Source organism: Helicobacter jaachi (assembly GCF_000763135.2).
GTDB classification, from domain to species: Bacteria; Campylobacterota; Campylobacteria; order Campylobacterales; family Helicobacteraceae; genus Helicobacter_C; species Helicobacter_C jaachi.
Genome location: NZ_JRPR02000008.1, coordinates 15,497 through 33,083, shown reverse-complemented (window position 1 = coordinate 33,083; position 17,587 = coordinate 15,497). Strand labels below are relative to the sequence as shown.

General features: G+C 40.6%; 18 protein-coding genes and 1 tRNA gene. 6 read left to right on the top strand and 13 right to left on the bottom strand.

Going from position 1 to position 17,587, the window contains the following annotated elements; translation table 11 throughout:
* Positions 1-103 precede the first annotated feature (103 nt).
* Both LS71_RS09480 and LS71_RS08155 read right to left on the bottom strand, forming a co-directional pair.
* Positions 104-253 carry a hypothetical protein gene (locus LS71_RS09480; RefSeq protein ID WP_194145684.1) on the bottom strand — a complete coding sequence of 50 codons (150 nt, stop codon included), beginning with the start codon at positions 251-253 and terminating at the stop codon, positions 104-106.
* Between the two features lie 4 nt (positions 254-257).
* Positions 258-1,466 carry an HD domain-containing protein gene (locus LS71_RS08155; RefSeq protein WP_034354495.1) on the bottom strand — a complete coding sequence of 403 codons (1,209 nt, stop codon included), beginning with the start codon at positions 1,464-1,466 and terminating at the stop codon, positions 258-260.
* 156 nt (positions 1,467-1,622) lie between these two features.
* On the opposite strand from LS71_RS08155, the gene LS71_RS09475 reads away from it, so the two are divergent.
* Positions 1,623-1,796, top strand: a complete 174-nt coding sequence (locus LS71_RS09475) for a hypothetical protein (protein ID WP_194145683.1) — start codon at positions 1,623-1,625, stop codon at positions 1,794-1,796.
* Positions 1,797-1,924: 128 nt separating this feature from the next.
* Complete coding sequence (gene gmd, locus LS71_RS08150; protein WP_034354497.1) at positions 1,925-3,034, top strand: GDP-mannose 4,6-dehydratase; 1,110 nt, start codon at positions 1,925-1,927, stop codon at positions 3,032-3,034.
* Here gmd and LS71_RS08145 read toward each other — a convergent pair.
* Both LS71_RS08145 and serS read right to left on the bottom strand, forming a co-directional pair.
* Positions 3,022-5,496, bottom strand: a complete 2,475-nt coding sequence (locus LS71_RS08145) for a tetratricopeptide repeat protein (RefSeq protein ID WP_034354500.1) — start codon at positions 5,494-5,496, stop codon at positions 3,022-3,024. The two genes, gmd and LS71_RS08145, sit on opposite strands and share 13 nt — an antisense overlap.
* 21 nt (positions 5,497-5,517) lie before the next feature.
* Complete coding sequence (serS, locus tag LS71_RS08140; RefSeq protein WP_034354503.1) at positions 5,518-6,789, bottom strand: serine--tRNA ligase; 1,272 nt, start codon at positions 6,787-6,789, stop codon at positions 5,518-5,520.
* A gap of 314 nt (positions 6,790-7,103) precedes the next feature.
* Between serS and tatB the strand changes: the two genes are divergently transcribed.
* From tatB to rsmG, 4 genes are read left to right on the top strand one after another with little or no spacing between them, the layout of a single operon-like run.
* A complete protein-coding gene (gene tatB, locus LS71_RS08135) occupies positions 7,104-7,628 on the top strand; it encodes a Sec-independent protein translocase protein TatB (protein WP_034354505.1) in 525 nt (174 codons plus the stop codon).
* Positions 7,629-7,634: 6 nt separating this feature from the next.
* Entirely contained in the window at positions 7,635-8,381 is a 747-nt protein-coding gene (tatC, locus tag LS71_RS08130; protein WP_034354507.1) for a twin-arginine translocase subunit TatC, read from the top strand.
* Positions 8,378-9,508: a tRNA preQ1(34) S-adenosylmethionine ribosyltransferase-isomerase QueA gene (gene queA, locus LS71_RS08125; RefSeq protein WP_034354509.1), complete on the top strand. Its 1,131-nt coding sequence runs from the start codon at positions 8,378-8,380 to the stop codon at positions 9,506-9,508. The genes tatC and queA overlap by 4 nt, the downstream gene beginning before the upstream one ends.
* Positions 9,505-10,101 carry a 16S rRNA (guanine(527)-N(7))-methyltransferase RsmG gene (gene rsmG, locus LS71_RS08120; RefSeq protein ID WP_052058001.1) on the top strand — a complete coding sequence of 199 codons (597 nt, stop codon included), beginning with the start codon at positions 9,505-9,507 and terminating at the stop codon, positions 10,099-10,101. Before queA ends, rsmG begins: the two co-directional genes overlap by 4 nt.
* An 81-nt stretch (positions 10,102-10,182) precedes the next feature.
* Here rsmG and LS71_RS08115 read toward each other — a convergent pair.
* From LS71_RS08115 to LS71_RS08075, 9 genes are all read right to left on the bottom strand, one after another.
* Positions 10,183-10,270, bottom strand: a tRNA-Ser gene (locus LS71_RS08115).
* Between the two features lie 12 nt (positions 10,271-10,282).
* Positions 10,283-10,678 carry a hypothetical protein gene (locus tag LS71_RS08110; RefSeq protein WP_034354511.1) on the bottom strand — a complete coding sequence of 132 codons (396 nt, stop codon included), beginning with the start codon at positions 10,676-10,678 and terminating at the stop codon, positions 10,283-10,285.
* Positions 10,675-10,887: a PP0621 family protein gene (locus LS71_RS08105; RefSeq protein WP_034354514.1), complete on the bottom strand. Its 213-nt coding sequence runs from the start codon at positions 10,885-10,887 to the stop codon at positions 10,675-10,677. Before LS71_RS08105 ends, LS71_RS08110 begins: the two co-directional genes overlap by 4 nt.
* A gap of 29 nt (positions 10,888-10,916) precedes the next feature.
* Complete coding sequence (locus LS71_RS08100; RefSeq protein WP_034354517.1) at positions 10,917-11,207, bottom strand: hypothetical protein; 291 nt, start codon at positions 11,205-11,207, stop codon at positions 10,917-10,919.
* The gene (gene mfd / locus LS71_RS08095) at positions 11,208-14,216 is read right to left on the bottom strand and encodes a transcription-repair coupling factor (RefSeq protein ID WP_034354519.1); all 3,009 of its coding nucleotides are present in this window, start codon (positions 14,214-14,216) and stop codon (positions 11,208-11,210) included.
* Positions 14,217-14,230: 14 nt separating this feature from the next.
* Entirely contained in the window at positions 14,231-14,641 is a 411-nt protein-coding gene (locus tag LS71_RS08090; protein WP_034354521.1) for a bactofilin family protein, read from the bottom strand.
* Positions 14,599-15,492 (bottom strand): M23 family metallopeptidase, encoded by an 894-nt coding sequence (locus LS71_RS08085; RefSeq protein WP_034354524.1) that lies wholly within the window; start codon positions 15,490-15,492, stop codon positions 14,599-14,601. The genes LS71_RS08090 and LS71_RS08085 overlap by 43 nt, the downstream gene beginning before the upstream one ends.
* A gap of 11 nt (positions 15,493-15,503) precedes the next feature.
* The gene (locus LS71_RS08080) at positions 15,504-16,376 is read right to left on the bottom strand and encodes a M23 family metallopeptidase (RefSeq protein ID WP_034354527.1); all 873 of its coding nucleotides are present in this window, start codon (positions 16,374-16,376) and stop codon (positions 15,504-15,506) included.
* Entirely contained in the window at positions 16,377-17,573 is a 1,197-nt protein-coding gene (locus LS71_RS08075; RefSeq protein WP_034354529.1) for a folylpolyglutamate synthase/dihydrofolate synthase family protein, read from the bottom strand.
* Positions 17,574-17,587: the final 14 nt, after the last annotated feature.

Below are 17,587 nucleotides of genomic sequence, written 5' to 3'. Positions count from 1 at the left end.
CCTGCCGCTTTAAAAGTATGTGCATAGTCTTTGTCTGCGGGCAAATGAATCGCCCTGCGCGCCCTCAAAGTATAAAGTTATAGCTTAAGCTTTAGCTAATCTATCAACTTAGTTTTAGAGGTGAGATTCTATCATGCCGCGCTATCGCGTTAGCTTTTAAAGTATGTGCATAGTCTTTGTCTTTGGGCAAATCCCATATGCGAACATCATAGATTCTGTAGATTTTATAGAATCTAGGGCGGGATTTTAGCATATTCCTAATAAAAGTCCCTAAAAAGCTTGCCCAAATCTATGCCATTTACTTGTATATCTTTGCATTTTTGATAAATGCCCTCCGCGCCACTGCGTAAATCATCGCTTGAAATACCATGCGATATAGAAATTTTGGCTTCCAAATACGCGCCCAAATTATCAAAAATCTTTAAAAACTCCCCATACACGGCATTAAACTCATCATAATTATATTTTTCTAGCATATCTTGCGCACTGCAGATATGATGAAAATGCTCGATTTTGTAGCGATTGCTAAATTCATTTTGCGTAAAGTAAATAATGTCCTCTGCTATATTAGGCGGCACGATAGATAAAATCTTGCTTTGCACAGCCTCTTCTTCAATTTTTTTAATAAACTCATCAAGCCCCTTTACGCTGCGTTTGATAGGCGAGATAATGTCGCGGGTTAAGATTTCTGGCAAATCATGAAATAAGCCGCATAAAAAATGATTAATGCGCATTTGCTTGCAGCAACCTATATCAAGGCTTGCTAAATACGCGCTCAAAGCCACAATAAGCGTATGCCCTAGCACCGAAGTAGCTGGGATTCTAGGCGTTTGACTCCACCGCTTTTGGAATCTTAGCTGCCCAAACATACTCACAAGCTCCCGCACCTGCTCATAAAGCATAATTTGCTGCATACCTGCTAGATGATAATGCTCCTCCACTTCCTTATTAATCACATCGCGGATATGCTGCACATCATACATATGCGGATTAAAATAATAAATAATATCAAACTCCCATTTGGAGGCATAATAATGCGAGGCTTTAAGAATTTGCTTCTCCAAATTATCCTTTGAGCTTAAAAGATATTCCCTCATTTGCGCGAAAAACTCATATTGACTAAGTTCAGATTCTAATTGCTTGCACACAAACTCTACTAATTCTTTATTATGTGTTTGCCGCAGGCGGTGAAACACAGGCGGCTTAATATCTGTAAGCACTACGCGCTCAAAAAACTCAAAGCAAAATTGCAAAATAAGCCGCTCCCAATCTATGCGCACATCGCGGATATACTCCTCATATTTGCCCAAAATATAGGCAATGACAATTTTATGCGCCTGCTTATCAAGCTCGACAAATTCCACAGGTGTGGCGTGGTCATTCCAGCGCCGAATACTCGCTGCGACAAAGATTTTTTTTAATAACTCCGCACTTAAACGCGGCGCGCGCAAATGTGAATGTGGCATATAGCCTCCTCTGCCTCTTTTATGCTTATCGTAAAAAGTGCGATTGTATTAAATCTTTATAAATTCTTATATAAAATGGCACTAAAAATGCTTGAGATGCTTTGAAATAAGCCCATTCATAGAATCTGGAGCGTGAATAAATACAAAGGAGTGAAAATGAAAAATGTAGCCTTAGTGTGTTTGTTATTTATAAGTGCAATGGTATGGGGTGCATGCAGTAAAAAGCAGCCTGTTGGGGAGTTTCAAAGCGTTGAGTGCCGCACTATTTGCACAAGCGGACAATGCAGCCAGCAATGTATTGGCGCAAGTGGGGATTTATACAAAAAATAATCCTCTCCTATCAATAATCCCTTGCTAAGAGTTTAGCCTTTGATGCGTGAAGCCCTCTGGCACACAATACACATTTAAGCAAATATATTTTACAATGCGCGCTTTTAAGTTTAATCCAAAGGATAGCGATGAAAAGGGCGTTGATTACAGGCATAACAGGGCAAGATGGCGCGTATTTAGCAGAATTTTTACTTAAAAAAGGCTATGAGGTGCATGGTATTAAGCGCAGAAGCTCGCTTTTTAATACCGATAGAATCGACCATCTCTACCAAGACCCACATATTGACAATCGCAATTTTTTCCTGCACTATGGGGATTTAACAGATTCTATGAATCTTACGCGCATTATTGCAGATACAAAACCAGATGAGATTTATAATCTAGCAGCTATGAGCCATGTGGCTGTAAGCTTTGAAACGCCAGAATACACCGCAAACGCCGATGGCATAGGCACGCTTAGAATCTTAGAGGCTGTGCGATTACTAGGCTTAAATCAGCACACAAAAATCTATCAAGCCTCCACAAGCGAGCTTTATGGCTTAGTGCAAGAAGTCCCGCAGAGTGAAAAAACGCCCTTTTATCCCCGCTCGCCTTATGCGTGTGCTAAACTCTATGCGTATTGGATAACCGTAAATTACCGCGAGGCATATAATGTCTTTGCAAGCAATGGTATTTTATTTAATCACGAAAGCCCTATCCGCGGCGAAACCTTTGTAACGCGCAAAATCACGCGTGCTGTGGCAAAAATCGCGCTAGGATTGCAAGATAAGCTTTATCTTGGGAATCTAAGTGCTAAGCGCGATTGGGGGCATGCAAAAGATTATGTGCGTATGATGTGGCTTATTCTACAAGCGCAAAATGCAGAGGATTGGGTGATTGCCACTGGTGTAACCACAGAAGTGCGGGAGTTTGTCAAAATGGCATTTGCCGAGCTTGGTATTGAGGTTGAGTTTAGGGGTGAGGGCATAAATGAAAAAGGCTATATTAAGGCGTGCAGGGGGGATTTCAAACTGCAAAGCGGTATGGAGGTAGTAAGCGTAGATAAGCGATATTTCCGCCCAACCGAAGTAGATTTGCTCATCGGTGATGCGAGTAAGGCTAGAGAAAAATTAGGCTGGGTGCCTGAATATGACTTAAATGCGCTTGTTAAAGATATGGTGCAAAGTGATTTAAAACTTATGCAAAAAGATAAATATCTTAAAGAGGGCGGATATGAGATTCTAAGCTACTTTGAGTAGTCTTGTGCAAGCAAATTGCTCGTATCAATCTCAAAGTCAAAAAATTCAGACTCAAAATCTGTGTGCGAAATCTTATCATAATGCTGCACGGCGGCTTTCATATTTTTGCCCTCTTGATAGAGTAAGCCTAGCGCGTATCGTGCCTCAAAATTAGTAGCAGATTCCATCTTAGCAAGCTGTAATAGCGCTATGGCATTCTCATGGCGGTTTGCCCCCATAGCTGCAATGGCTGCTAAAAAGCGTGTTTGAGAATCATCTTCATGCATATCATCAAGCAGTGAATTATAAATAGCAAAAGCCTTTTCAAAGTCATTACTATAAATATTTGAAAGTGCTAAGGCTTGCAAAATGCCATTACTCGTGCGTGTCTCAACGACAAGCTTTGCCTCTAACTCTTCTTGTATAGAGCGCAAAGAGCCTGTTACAAATCCTACATAAATGTATAATTCACGCGCCAAAGAAGCCCCATAATAAATAGAGCGCATATCTAAATTTTTCTCTTTATAAATCACATTCATTTGCAGTGCAAAATCCTTTAAATTACTGCCAAATCGCTTGCCTAGCTCGAGCATGGTATTTGCTACTACATCTTTAGTATAAATCTTTTTAATCCCCTCAAATGCATTCACCACCTGCGCAGAATTAGTATAATAAATCCCATATACCGCATTTAGCGCGTAATAAATAGGCTTTCTAGCTGATAGCGGCTGCTTTTGTATATCATCAAACCAAGCGAGTGAATCTTGAGGCGAATCGCTTGTATAGCGGAAAAGCGAGAATAAAAAATCATGCTCAACTTTATCTTTAAAATTAATTTCAGCTAAATCATTAGAGATAGCATTACTTAAGCGCGTAGTATCTCTGTAAGTGAGTTCAGCGCACATAAGGGCAAAAATAGCAGCTATAGTATTATTACTATCCAAATGATAGGCGCGGATAAAATGCGCATAAGCATTATCAAAGTCATTCATTTGCGCATAAAGCAAACCTAAATTATAGTGCAGCACGGAGTGATTAGGATAAGTCTTAAGCGATTCTTCCATAGATTTAATCACTTCTCTTATGTCTTGATTGAGGGCTAAAAGGCGCAAATCTTGTGCGATTGAACGATTGATTTGAGAGACTTTCTGTCCCTCTTGCAAAGTGCTTTTAGCATTTTCAATATTGCTCGCATGCGCATTAATATTGCCATCTTCAATAATGGCTAGCGCATTTTTGGCATCAAAAACCAAAAATGGCGCATAATAAAATAAAATCTTATACCCTAGTATTTTGTTATGCTCAAAGCGGCGATTCCAAAAATGCTCTTGAGCTAAATTAATATCAAACAAATCATCGCGTAGCTTCACTCTAATGGGATATTCATTAAAAATCTTAGCATCTTCCTCCCTTGCGTTGAGCCGCTCTAAAATAAGCGCACTTTCTTTAAAATTACTATTTTTTAACTCAATGAGTTGCAATGCCATAAGCGCGCGCGCATCGCCCACATATGTGCCAAGATATTCATAAAGATACTGCCTTGCTTGTGTGTATTCACCAAGTCTAGCGTGCAAAAGCCCAATGGCTAAATTATCCTCTTTATTCGCCACTTGCTTAAGTTGAGCGAGTGCATTATACTCATCGCCAAAGATTAAAAAAGCCTCTGCAGCCATTTTTTTGCTCTCTTTAGCATAGCTTTGTGAGCTAGGATTTAAGAATGGTGAGAGTGATTCAAAATAAAAGCCCTTATAATATTGCAATAACCCATACAAATACGAGTAAAGCGGCTGATTAGCAGTATAAAATAAATAACTTGAGCTAATGCCTAAATAATATTCATACAAATTCATATCCCCTAGCATATACGCAGCATACGCGGCATTAAAAGCGCTCACGCTTATATCTTCGCCTACATTAATCGCACCATCAAAGGAGTTAATCGCCTTTTTATAATCGCCCTCTTTAAGTTTAATCACCCCCAAATTATAATAAGCAATAGATTGTGAGTAAGCAGCAATATTTTCAAATAAATTAAGCGCCTCCATTTTATCACCCTGCGTGTAGAGCAAGTTTGCCTTTTTAATCATATTGCCAAGCTCTGTTTCATCAACCTCTGGGCGATTCTGTCCGCTAAGAATGGGGGCTGGCTCCACAATCTTGCGCGAAATGGGTGTAGATTCTGTATTTTGCGGCGGAGTGGATTTGGTGAGAAGTAAAATAATAATAAGCACGATAAATACCACAATAAGCACCGCTATGGCGATGACACCAATCATTAGCGCCTTATTTTCCTTAAGCATTTGGATATAAGGCTCTAAGCGCGCCTTTATAGGAGCTAGCAGGGCTTGGAGTTTACTTTGCTTCTGCTCTATAGGGGCTTGCTCGCCCTGCTCTGCTTGCTCTGTTTGGGCGGCATTTTCTGCATTTTCATTCTCGCCCATCTCTAAATTATCATCAAGATTAATGACTTGCTCTTCTGCCATAATAGCCCTTTACTCTCGCATTTAGAGATACTTTTGCAGCACTTCTGGGATAAGAATGCTTCCATCAGGCTGCTGATAATTTTCCATAATAGCAATAAGCGTGCGCCCCACAGCCAAACTTGAGCCATTAAGCGTATGCGCAAGGGCGTTTTTACCCGCTTGGTTTTTAAAGCGAATTTTTGCACGCCGCGCTTGAAAGTCGCGGCAGTTTGACACGGAGCTAATCTCACGATAGCACTGCTGCCCCGGTAGCCACACCTCAATATCAATCGTATTACTCGCACTAAAGCCCAAATCCCCTCCGCACAATTGCACAAAGCGATGAGGGAGATGCAGCTCTTTTAAAATTCCGCTAGCAGTGTGGAGCATTTTTTCCTGCATGGCATCACTTTGATGTGGGTGCGTGATAGCCACAAGCTCAACTTTATCAAATTGATGTTGGCGTATCATACCGCGCGTATCACGCCCAGCACTGCCCGCCTCTTTACGAAAGCAAGGCGTGTGTGATGTAAGCATAATGGGCAAATCCTGCTCCAAAATAATGCTATCTTGATACAAATTAGTAAGCGTAATTTCAGAAGTAGAAATAAGATACAAATCATGCTCGCTTTGCTCTTGCTCAAATTGAGAATCTACCTTAAACATATCCTCCTCAAACTTAGGCAGCTGCCCCGTGCCAAAAAGTGCGCGGGCATTCACAATAAGCGGCGTTACAACCGCTTCAAAGCCCGCTTTTTGATTATAATCGAGCATAAAATTAATAAGCGCGCGATTAAGCCTAGCGCCCATTCCACGCAGCACGCTAAAGCGGCTTTTTGCAAGCTTCACACCCGCTTCAAAATCAATCCAACCATTTGCTACACCTAGCTCCCAATGCTCTTTTGGTGTAAAGTCAAATTCTCTAGGGCTAAGAATGCGCTCTAGCTCGATATTATCATGCTCATCTTCGCCTTTGGGCGTTTTTTCATCTGGGAGGTTAGGAATGGTATATAAAAATTCATCTAATTGCCCCTCCACCTCCTGCAATGCGGACTCTTTTAGACTCATTTGCGCCTTATTTTCATCAAGCATACTCTTAAGCTCGCCCACATCTTTATTTTCCCTCTTGTAAGTGCCAAAGAGTTTAGAAGTCTTATTTTGAAAGGCTTGAAGCACTTCTAATTCTTGCTTGGTTTGCTTGTATGTAAGGGCTAAGTTTTTTAATATCTCAAGTGCTTCTGGGCTTACTTTTTTAATAGCAAGCCTTTGGGCTACTTGCTCAAAATCACTCACCAAAGCCTTTATATCAATCATTGCTTATCCTTATGTTTTATCCACAAAATGGCGTATTTTAACGCAAAAAAGCATTTTTTATTCCCAAAGAGCCAAGAAAGACATTATACAAAGTTACCAAACTTATTATAGAATACGCCCTCTTGGATTCTATAAATACCGCGCTGTTGCTTTGTGAAAGCCGCGTGGTCTTACAAAGCACGGCATAGCCGCACTTTGCGCCTAAAGTATAAAGTTATAACCTGCTTACGCAGTTTTATCAACTTCGCATTTAAAGGTTAGATTCTATAAGTATTCAGCATAGGCTTATCTATCAGAGCTTTAGAAGGGGTAGTATGTTTGGTGTTGGCATTTTTGAAATCTTAGTTATTTTAATCGTGGCAGTTATCGCTCTAGGTCCTAATAAACTTCCTCAAACTATCGTTGATATTGTCAAATTTTTCCGCGCTGTGAAAAAAACCATGGCGGAGGCAAAAGAGAGCTTTGATAAAGAAATTCAACTAGCCGAAATCAAAAAAGAAACGCTCAAATACAAAGAAACTATCACCTATGAAATGAATAAAATCACTAAAGATATAGAGCTTGATGAGCTGCGCCAAATCAGCGTAGATTCTATAAGTAAGCCTTTAGATGAGCTGCAAAGTGAGGCAAAGCCGCTTGTTGAAGAGGGCAAAACGCTAAATTCCACACTTCAATCACTTAATACCGAAATAAGCTATGCAAGCCACACACAAAGCGCAGACAATAAGCCTGCAGATTCTGTAGATTCTATAGAATCTACAAAAGCGCCCTCCACAGATTCTATAGCAAATATAAAATCTACGCCAAATGCCCCTAGCGCTCAAACAAAAAAGGATTAAACATATATGCTAGAAGATTTAAAGCCACATATACAGGATTTGCGCAAGGCGTTGATTATTAGCATTTCTGTGCTTTTTGTGGTGTTTGTGGGCTGCTTTTTCTTTTGGGAGCGCATTTTTGAGATTATTAAAATGCCTTTAACAGAAGTGCTGGGCAGCGAGATAAAGGGTAAATTCATCGCTTCTGGTATGATTGAGGGGATTTTTATCGCGATGAAATCCGCACTCTTTGCCGCACTCATTATCTCTATGCCTGTAATTTTTTGGCAAATATGGGTCTTTGTCGCGCCCGGACTTTATAAACATGAAAAAAAGGTGGTAATCCCCTTTATGATTTTTGGCACGACTATGTTTGGCATTGGCGTGGTGTTTGCTTACTTTGGAATCTTGCCTTTTTTGATTAAAAATGTCTTGCTTTTTGGGAATAATCAATTTGAAGCCTACATCACAGCGGAAAATTACTTTGCCTTTTTTATTCGGCTTATCATCGGCTTTGGCATAGCTTTTGAACTGCCTGTTTTATGCTTTTTTTTGGGCAAAGTGGGGCTAATCACTGATAAAAGTTTGAAAGATTTTTTCAAATACGCCATTGTAATTATTTTTATCATCGCAGCTATTATTGCCCCGCCTGATGTGATTTCGCAGATTCTATTAGCCATTCCTTTAAGCATTCTGTATGGTCTTTCTATTTTGGTGTTAAAATTTGTAAATCCCTTTGTAGATGAGCATAGTGAGGAAACTAAGCCTGAATGAGCCAAATTTATGATGATTTTGTGCTAGATAATTATAATTACACGCTTCCTCCACACGCCATTGCCCAAAGCCCATCTGTGCCTAGAGAAAGCGCAAAATTACTTGTGTATGAGCGCAAAAGTGGAAAAATCACACATAGTAACTTTTATCATTTTAGCGATTTTGTGCCTAAGGATACGCTGCTTGTTTTTAACGATACCAAAGTTTTAAAAGCTAGAATCTACGCGCACAAGCTCACTCACAACGCTCCAAGCCAAAAGCAATATGAAATATTCTTTCACAAGCCCATTATAGAATCTAGCAGCCCACAAGAAGCCACAAGCTACCTTGTGCAGATTAAAGGGCGCATAAAATGCGGCGATAGGCTTATGCTCACACGCAGCCTAGATTCTATGGATATAGATTCTATAAATATAGAATCTGCAAAGGTAGATTCTATAATCGCTATCGTGCAGGCGTGCTATGATAATGGTATGCGCGAGGTAATATTTACGCAAAATACGCTCCCTCTTACATATCCGCAAGTGCTTTGTATGCTCAATGATTATGGGCATATCCCGCTACCACCTTACATTAAACGCGACAAAAAGGCGTATAACGCCCAAGATGCAGCCTTTTATCAAAGCATTTTTGCTAAATCTATCGGCTCAATCGCCGCCCCTACGGCTTCTTTGCATTTTGGTGAGCAAAGTATGGAGGCACTTAAAAAGCACTTTGAAACTTGCTTTATCACGCTGCACATAGGTGCTGGGACATTTAAAAGCGTGGATTGCCCTGATATTCGCCAATATAACATTCACACAGAATCTTTTAGTCTCTCCCCTCAAAGCGCCAAAGCCATTGATAACGCGCGCAAGGTGCTTTGTATTGGCACAACAAGCGCGAGATGTGTGGAATATTATGCTAAATATAAAATTTTGCAAGGAGAGTGCGATATATTCTTATACCCGAGTATAAACTTGCGGCGCGTGGATTATTTGCTTACGAATTTTCACTTACCAAAAAGCAGTCTTATAATGCTTGTAAGTGCGATGATAGGGCGCAAAGAATGCTTAAGACTATATGAAATTGCACTGCAAGAGGGCTATAAATTTTACTCCTATGGTGATGGAATGCTCATACTATGATAGATTTACAAACAAAGCTACAGCAGAATAAAATTAACCTCCCAAGCTCCTGTTTTGAGCAGTTTAGTATCTTTGCGCAGGAGCTTTTGCGGTGGACTAAGATTCATAACCTCACAGGCGCTAGCAGTATAGAATCTGTGGAGGAAAATATCTTTGATTCGCTCTATCCGCTTAAGTTTATTGATGATTTCACAAGCTGTATGGACATAGGCTCTGGCGGGGGATTTCCGGCTGTGCCGCTTGCTATTGCGAAAAAAAATGCGCATTTTATTCTTATTGAGCCGCGTGCTAAGCGCGCTTCATTTTTGCATAATATTGCCTTAGAGTTAGGGCTTAGTAATATGGAGGTGCTTCCTGTGAGTATTCAAAATGTGCCAATTGCAGATGTGAATAATATCGAGCTTATCACCTCGCGCGCACTTATGGACGCTAAGGAGCTTATCGCGCTCTCTCGTAAATTTTTAACAAGCGATGGATATTTTTTATTCTACAAAGGCTCAAACTTTCGGCAAGAAATGCCAAGTATGAGCGTAGAGGAATGCTTCGTGCGAGAAAATCGCATTTATTATTATAAGTGTGGTCGTGATTTGTAGATAAAGGCTAGATTCTATATTTTGCAGGCTAAGGTGTGCTTTTATTATTTCAATGAGATTTAATGTAAGATTATGCGGTCATGGCAGAGAGGAAGGGATTCGAACCCTCGAAAGCTTGCACTTTACACGCGTTCCAGGCGTGCTCCTTCAACCACTCGGACACCTCTCTAAAGTATAGAATCTACATACTATCTAAAACTTGCTTAAAAATCACTCCATCAATGCCAAGTTGCGCGATTTTAGGCAACTGCGCACTTGATTTTACAACACATAATAGCTTGCAGTCAAGCAAATAATGCTCAATAATGCGCTGATAGGCTTTAGGCTTATGGCGCGCGCTTAGGATAAGGTATTGAGGTGTGAGATTAGCATATATGAGCAGCTCCTCTATGGAGTGTATCATCACCGCATAATTTACTTCATTATTGTGGCAGTGCGCGGCTAGCTCAAAGCCATTCTTTTGCCCTCCACCATCAAACCATACCATGCAAGTGTGCGGCACATGGCTGATATCTGCAATAGTGCTAACCTTTACAAAAGGGCTATATGTAATAGCTGGGTGTCCAATAATAATCATACTTTGCCCTTTTGCAAGCATTCTTTAGAGCAAAAATACGCCCCATTTGATAAAAATGCCTCTTTAGCGGAGACATACACGCCACAATGCGCGCATTGATACATTGTTTGCGCATCATCATGCTTATCTTTCCTATAAGATTTAAGCAAGGGACGCACAATCAAATACGCAAGCACAAGCAGTGCGAGCAGAATAAGCAAAAATTTCATTTGTTCTCCTTTTTATAAAATTATAGAATCTAATACTTTTTCAACTCATCGCATGCCTTAGCATCTTGCCCAAAGTAGCATTTGCGCTGCAAATCCTCATATGCTTTAAGCCTCTCTTGCTCGCTTTTTTCAGGCATAAGATTATGCTGCACTGCTTGAGTTGGCTTTTGCTCATTTTTGTGCCGGGCTTGCTCTTTTTGCTCGCGGTAGGATTTAAGTTGCATTTGATTACCAATATATAAAAAAAGGCAAATGCATATAATCAGCAGCACATCGACTTTACGCAGTTTTTTAATCTTCTCACAGAATCTACACGCCATTTACGCTCCTTGTGTTTGCTGTTTTTGCAGCATTTGACGCAAAAATACCATAATACTCCCTAGCACATCGTCCCAATCCTTGCTCGGTGCGCTCACACTCTGCTTGCTATCATCAGCATATACAAAAGTAATATTCTGCCCATAGTGCATAATCTGCTTTAATCCAAGTTTATTAGCTAACACTTTAATGCGAATAAGCTCAAGAAATGCCTCGCTCACCGCATCAAGTTTGCCAAATCTATCAAAGATTTCAGATTCTATATCATTTACTTCACTTATCTCCTCGCATAATGAAAGTCTGCGATACAGCTCTAAGCGCAGTTTATCACTGGCGATAAGCTCGGGATTAAGATAGGCATTAAGATTAATTTTTAAATCACATTGCGTATTCTGCACATTGCCCTTGCCACTTAGATAATTAATACACTCTTCTAGCATACGCAAATACAATCCATAGCCAATATGCTTAATATGCCCGCTTTGAGCCTCCCCTAGCAAATTTCCCCCGCCGCGTATCTCTAAATCATAATATGCTAAATTTTCGCCACTGCCAAGATAGGAGTTTTTCTCTAACGCCATAAGGCGCTTCTTTGCCTCAGGCGTTATAGAATCTAAATCATCTACCAAAAAGTAGCAAAAGCCCTCTTTGCTCCCGCGCCCCACACGCCCGCGCAGCTGGTGCAAATCTGCAATGCCAAATCTATCCGCGCCCGCTACGATAATGGTATTAGCATTAGGCAAATGAATGCCAGATTCTACAATGCTTGTGCAAAGCAGCATATTATAGGCATTGTTGGCAAAATCAAGCATAATGCGCTCGCTTGAAGCATTATCAATCTGTGAATGCAAAATGGCAATTTTAAGCGTGGGTAAAAGCTTATTAATTTCTTTAGCTTTTTTATCAATGCTAGCAATATTATTATGGATATAAAATACCTGCCCGCCGCGCCTTAGCTCGCGCAAAATCACTTCTTTAAGCAGTGAATCTTTGCCTATTTTGATAAAAGTTCTAACCGGGATTCTATCCACAGGCGGAGTTTGCAGCGAGCTTAGTGATTTAATGTGTGAGAGCGCCATATTAAGTGTGCGGGGTATGGGCGTAGCACTCATACTAAGTAGGTGTGTATTGGCACAAAGCTGCTTTATGCGCTCTTTTTGCTTCACGCCAAATTTATGCTCCTCATCAACCACAATAAGCCCAAGAGCAGCAAATTCAGCCCCTAGCAACGCGTGCGTGCCAATGACAATATCAACTTCTTTATTTTTAAGCGCTGCAAAAAGCTGCTTTTTTTGATTTGAGAATCTATCACATCGCGCTATGCGCGCGCCACTACCTTGCAAGCGTGTAAGCAAGGATTGATAATGCTGTGCGCATAAAAGTGTGGTAGGCACTATCATCGCCGCTTGATAGCCTGAAAGATACACTGCATACATAGCATTTATAGCCACTTCTGTTTTACCAAACCCCACATCACCGCTAAGTAGCCTATCCATAACCTTACCAGATGATAAATCTGCATAGATTTCGCTAATACTGCGCTTTTGGTCGGCTGTAAGCTCAAAGCCGCAAGTATGCTCAAATGTGGCAAGTGCGGGATTATGCGTATCAATATGAATGCCTTTAAGCAAATTGCGCTTTGCGGCTAACTCAATAATGCCATTTGCAATTTCTAAGAGCTTTACTCTTACCTTTTGCTTAAGTTTGGCAAAACTGCCCTTCCCTAGTCTATCAAGCATAGGAATCTGCCCAGAATCTGCCACATATCTATCAATCATATTAAGATTTTCAACCGGCAATAAAAGCTTGTCCTCACCTTGATATGCAATTTCTATAAAATCCCGCACTATGCCTAGAATCTGCGCTTGCTTTATACCTTGAAAAATCCCCACGCCATATTCGCTATGCACCACATATTCGCCTTGAGAGATTTCATTAAGCTTTAAAGTGGGCTTTTTGGCTTTAGCTTTGGGTGTAAAAGTATTGAGCGAAAGCACTAGTTCATCTGGAGTGATGAGATTAACAACCGCGCTAGAGTGCTTTATATGCAGCCCACTTGTATCAATATCAAAGGCTTTAAGCTTAATATCATTTTGCACAAGTAGCGTGATTTTGCGCTGTGGGTGGGCGTGTATCATAGATTTTAAATTTATAGGATTAAAAAGTATATCGCTATACCCCTCTGGCTGCTCACATAATGGCAAAGATTGTATCTGCTCAAAGCTAAGCGCGTGCGACATAGAATCTAGCTCATAAATCTCTTGTGCTTCTTTAAGCGCACAGGGAGTAAGCACACTTTTATACGCTAAAGGCAGAAAATGTGCGCGCTCTCCCAAAAACCACAAGCCAAATGAGGCAATATCTTTATTAAAGCCCTCAAAATCACTCTGCGCAACTTGAGATTGTATATCGCTACTCTCTGCTTGGCTTAGACAAAAAAGCGCTGGAGCAAGCTCAAGGCTTTGGATTTCTGTGGGATTGCTCATTTGTGTGGCGGTATTAAATGTGCGTATGCTTTCAATCTCATCATCAAAAAACACAATTCTATAAGGCAGCTCGCAATGGGGCATAAAAATATCAATAATCTCCCCTCTAAAGCTCACTTCCCCTTCAAGCTCCACCACATCTACACATTCATAGCCAGATTCTATAATGCGATTTTTTAGCGCATTTATATCATAGCATTGCGTGCGTGAAAGCATAAAAGTTTGCAGCACATTAGACTTTGGCAGAGGATAAAGCACGCTAGAAATAGGGGAGATGAGCATTTTAGGCTCATTTGCTGCATAAAATGCGCGCAGCACGCTTAGCGTTTCTAAAAACTCCTCGCGAAATGAGCTTAAGTCATCACCAAAGTGAATGCGCAATTCAGGCAAGATAAAGGCTTTTGGCTTTGTAAAAAGCTTAAAGACTTCATAAGCTTGCTGCGCTTGTTTTGAATCTTTAACTAAAAGGAGATTAAAGGATAGAGAAGTATGCTGCAAAAGCTTATATAAGGAGGCTTGCACCAAACTTCTCCAAGCAATTATTTATCTTTTTTGGGTAATTCAAGAGAAGCGATATTAGGCTTTGAATCTTTAATCTTGCTTTCTCCCATAAACACACCCTTGCGCTCGATGACAAATTCACCTGCTACTACAATGCCCTCTACACGCCCTTGAGGCTTAATCTCAAGCATGCTTGAGGTTACATTACCAATAAATCGCCCGCTCACAATTAAAGAATTAGCCTTTACATCACCGCGCACTAAGCCGCTTTTGCCCACCATCACAGTATCTTTGGAGTGAATATCGCCCTCAAACTCTCCATCAATGTGCAAACGACAATCTGTGTTGATTTCTCCCTTAATTCTCGTGCCTTGCGCGATGATAGTCGCCCCTCCGCCTGATTGGCTTACTCCATCAAGTTGTTTATTGTCGCTAACAAAGATTGCCATGCTACACTCCTTTCTTTTTCAAAAATTAAATCAAAATTGCTCATCTGCCAATCCATAAAACTCTTAGGATTAAGCACTTTGCCTAAGAATCTTATCTCATAATGCAGGTGAGGACCTGTGCTTTGCCCGGTATTGCCGCTATAAGCAATAAGCTGCCCTCGCTTGACAAACATACCTTTTTGCACCACTATTTTACTCAAATGAGCATAATAAGTCATAAATCCAAGCGAATGGTCTATTTTAACAAGATAACCATAACCACCTGTTGAAAAACTAGCCGCATTCACCACGCCATCGGCTGTAGCATATACTGGCGTGCCTATGGGGGTGGCAAAATCTACGCCCGTATGCAAATGACGCGTAAAAAAAAGTGGGTGAACCCTATAGCCAAAATCTGCAGAAATGCGGTCATAACGCTCCATTGGATAGCCATTTGGGACAAATTTCATCACAAATGCCTTTTGTGTACCCGTGAGTGAGGCTGCATCTATGCGATGCTCAAGATTATTTTCGCCATCATGTGTATGCTCACTATTTACGCCAATAATGCTCTCCAAATCACCCACGCGATTATCTACTTGCGTCATTTCCTCTGTTCTTTGTTCGATTTGAATATTTAGAGCTTCGTTTTTGGCAAGCATTTTTTCATAACGTTTAGTAATAGCTTCATTAAGCAAAGACATTTTTTCAATTTCTGCGCTAAAGGTGCTAATAGACACCACACCAAACACCATAAGCGTAAGAATAAAAGTAATAAGATAGAGGCTAATTTGTTTGAAAATGGAGCTTACATTAAAATACCGCGACCCATTTTGGTCGGTAATCATAAGAACAAGGCGGCTAGAGCTCATATGCAGATTAATTAGTAATTAAATATATCATCGCCCTGATAGCTTACCCGATAGTTTTTGAGCTGAATAATGTCATCAAGCGCCCACACTAAGCTTTTCCAGTCAATAGCACTATTTACGCCAATGACTTGAGCGAAATTATCGCTATTCCAATCTGTGTAGCTTGCTACTTCAAGCGCAGAATCTATAAAGCGCAAATCATAATACAAATTCCCCCCATTTCCGCTATATCCTATAATCTGCCCTTTAGTTACAAAATCACCTTTCTGCACAAGCACCTTACCCAAATGCCCATAATTTGAAGTAAAGCCATAAGAGTGCTGAATCTGCATAAAATGATTGCCATTCCCTGCCACTCGCACAGAATCTATAATGCCATTTGCCGTAGCATACACAGGCGTATCTTTAGCAATGGTGTAAATAGAAGCGCTCTTGCTAGGGAAAGCCTTAGCGGCAAATTCGCTCACTGGATTGCCATTAGGGATAATCTTTAAAATCATATCTTTTTGGAGAGATGAGAGAGAATCTAGATTGATATCTTGATTATTATAAACCCCGCTTTTGCTTCTACGCACATTCACAATGCTTTCAAGCTCGCTAATCTTGCTGCTCACCTTAAAGAGCTCACTTGTTTTATAATCAATATTGCGCTCTAGCTCACTATTTTTCTCATAAATACTTTGAAAATTCTCGCGCACTTGGGTATTGTTTGCCAAAATCACCTCAAGCTTATTCATCAAAAAATGCGCCATAACAAAATACAAAATCACAATAGACACAATGCCTATAAGCGTGAAAAGAGCAACCTTTTGCACCAAGCGATGCACGCTAAATTGCCTTGAGCCATTATCATCAATAATAGAAATCATCAATTTATCTTGCACTTATAAATCCTCATATTGTCGTAAAAATTCTTGAGCTACGCTAAAAGAGCCAAACACAAGATAGTCCTCATCTGGCTTTATCTTATGTATATTAAAGTCCTCATAAGCAACTTTTAGCGCCTTCAAAGCTCTAATCAATCTATCCCTTGGGCAAATCCTGAAGTTTTCCACAGATATTATTAAAACTTTCTTAATGATAGGTAAAAGTTGGCTTAAAATCGCCTCGATATCCTTTTCCGCATAGCTATTATACACTAGATTCACTCTTTTTGCGCCCAAATACTCGCGCAAGACCACTGCGCCATCGACATTATGTCCCACATCAAGCACAATATTAGCCGCCACACGCTCGCATCTGCCACGCAAACTAAGTGCCTCTAAGTGAGCAAAATCAAATTTCATTCCAAAAACATCTAGCACGCGCATAGCATTATATAAATTTTCGCGTAAAAATGCAGGCAAATTATACTTTTTCGCATAGCCCTCCATAGCATTTTGCTCACTTTTGAGGCGTGGGTGCGTGCTAATATCTTGCCACAGCTCGCCACATAGGCTTTTAGATTCTATAATCTCAAGCGCAAGCTTCTCCACTGCGCGTTCATTTTGCCTGCCCACAATCACATGCCCGCTCATTGCTTTAAGCTTTGTGAGCGCGATTTGCTCTATGCTATTGCCTAGCATTTCTTGATGGTCTAGCCCAATAAGCGTAAAAAGGCTTGCTTGCGCATTCAGCACAGAAGTGGAGTCAAACTCTCCGCCCACGCCAGATTCTAAAACAAGATACTCGCTCTCCATAGCAAGCACAAGGGCTAAAAAAGTCGCATATTCAAAATAACTCGCTTCATGGCTAGATTCTATACGCCATAGCGCTTTATGCGCATTTTCTAGCATCTCATCACTCACATCACCTTTAAAATGCGCACTACTCACAAAAAAGCGCTCATTAAATCTAAAAAGATGTGGCGAACTAAAATGCAGCGCGCTTTTGCCATTTTGAGCTAAACCCATAGTGATAAATCGCCCGCTGCTGCCCTTGCCATTAGTGCCAATAATACGAATAACCTTGCAGCGCGCACCATAAATATCATTAAAGCCAAAAATAGGCGCTATATCCTTATAGATTCTATGCACGCGTGTAACATCAAAGGGGGCGTATTCCGCGCCCTTATGGCGCAAGACTTCATCTAATGTAGGCATATGCATAAGGCTAG

Excerpts from the sequence above, each read along its gene's own strand:
- LS71_RS09480 (WP_194145684.1), bottom strand. The coding sequence starts at position 253 with ATGCTAAAATCCCGCCCTAGATTCTATAAAATCTACAGAATCTATGAT.
- LS71_RS08155 (WP_034354495.1), bottom strand. The coding sequence starts at position 1,466 with ATGCCACATTCACATTTGCGCGCGCCGCGTTTAAGTGCGGAGTTATTA.
- LS71_RS09475 (WP_194145683.1), top strand. The coding sequence starts at position 1,623 with ATGAAAAATGTAGCCTTAGTGTGTTTGTTATTTATAAGTGCAATGGTA.
- gmd (WP_034354497.1), top strand. The coding sequence starts at position 1,925 with ATGAAAAGGGCGTTGATTACAGGCATAACAGGGCAAGATGGCGCGTAT.
- LS71_RS08145 (WP_034354500.1), bottom strand. The coding sequence starts at position 5,496 with ATGGCAGAAGAGCAAGTCATTAATCTTGATGATAATTTAGAGATGGGC.
- serS (WP_034354503.1), bottom strand. The coding sequence starts at position 6,789 with ATGATTGATATAAAGGCTTTGGTGAGTGATTTTGAGCAAGTAGCCCAA.
- tatB (WP_034354505.1), top strand. The coding sequence starts at position 7,104 with ATGTTTGGTGTTGGCATTTTTGAAATCTTAGTTATTTTAATCGTGGCA.
- tatC (WP_034354507.1), top strand. The coding sequence starts at position 7,635 with ATGCTAGAAGATTTAAAGCCACATATACAGGATTTGCGCAAGGCGTTG.
- queA (WP_034354509.1), top strand. The coding sequence starts at position 8,378 with ATGAGCCAAATTTATGATGATTTTGTGCTAGATAATTATAATTACACG.
- rsmG (WP_052058001.1), top strand. The coding sequence starts at position 9,505 with ATGATAGATTTACAAACAAAGCTACAGCAGAATAAAATTAACCTCCCA.
- LS71_RS08110 (WP_034354511.1), bottom strand. The coding sequence starts at position 10,678 with ATGATTATTATTGGACACCCAGCTATTACATATAGCCCTTTTGTAAAG.
- LS71_RS08105 (WP_034354514.1), bottom strand. The coding sequence starts at position 10,887 with ATGAAATTTTTGCTTATTCTGCTCGCACTGCTTGTGCTTGCGTATTTG.
- LS71_RS08100 (WP_034354517.1), bottom strand. The coding sequence starts at position 11,207 with ATGGCGTGTAGATTCTGTGAGAAGATTAAAAAACTGCGTAAAGTCGAT.
- LS71_RS08090 (WP_034354521.1), bottom strand. The coding sequence starts at position 14,641 with ATGGCAATCTTTGTTAGCGACAATAAACAACTTGATGGAGTAAGCCAA.
- LS71_RS08085 (WP_034354524.1), bottom strand. The coding sequence starts at position 15,492 with ATGAGCTCTAGCCGCCTTGTTCTTATGATTACCGACCAAAATGGGTCG.
- LS71_RS08075 (WP_034354529.1), bottom strand. The coding sequence starts at position 17,573 with ATGCCTACATTAGATGAAGTCTTGCGCCATAAGGGCGCGGAATACGCC.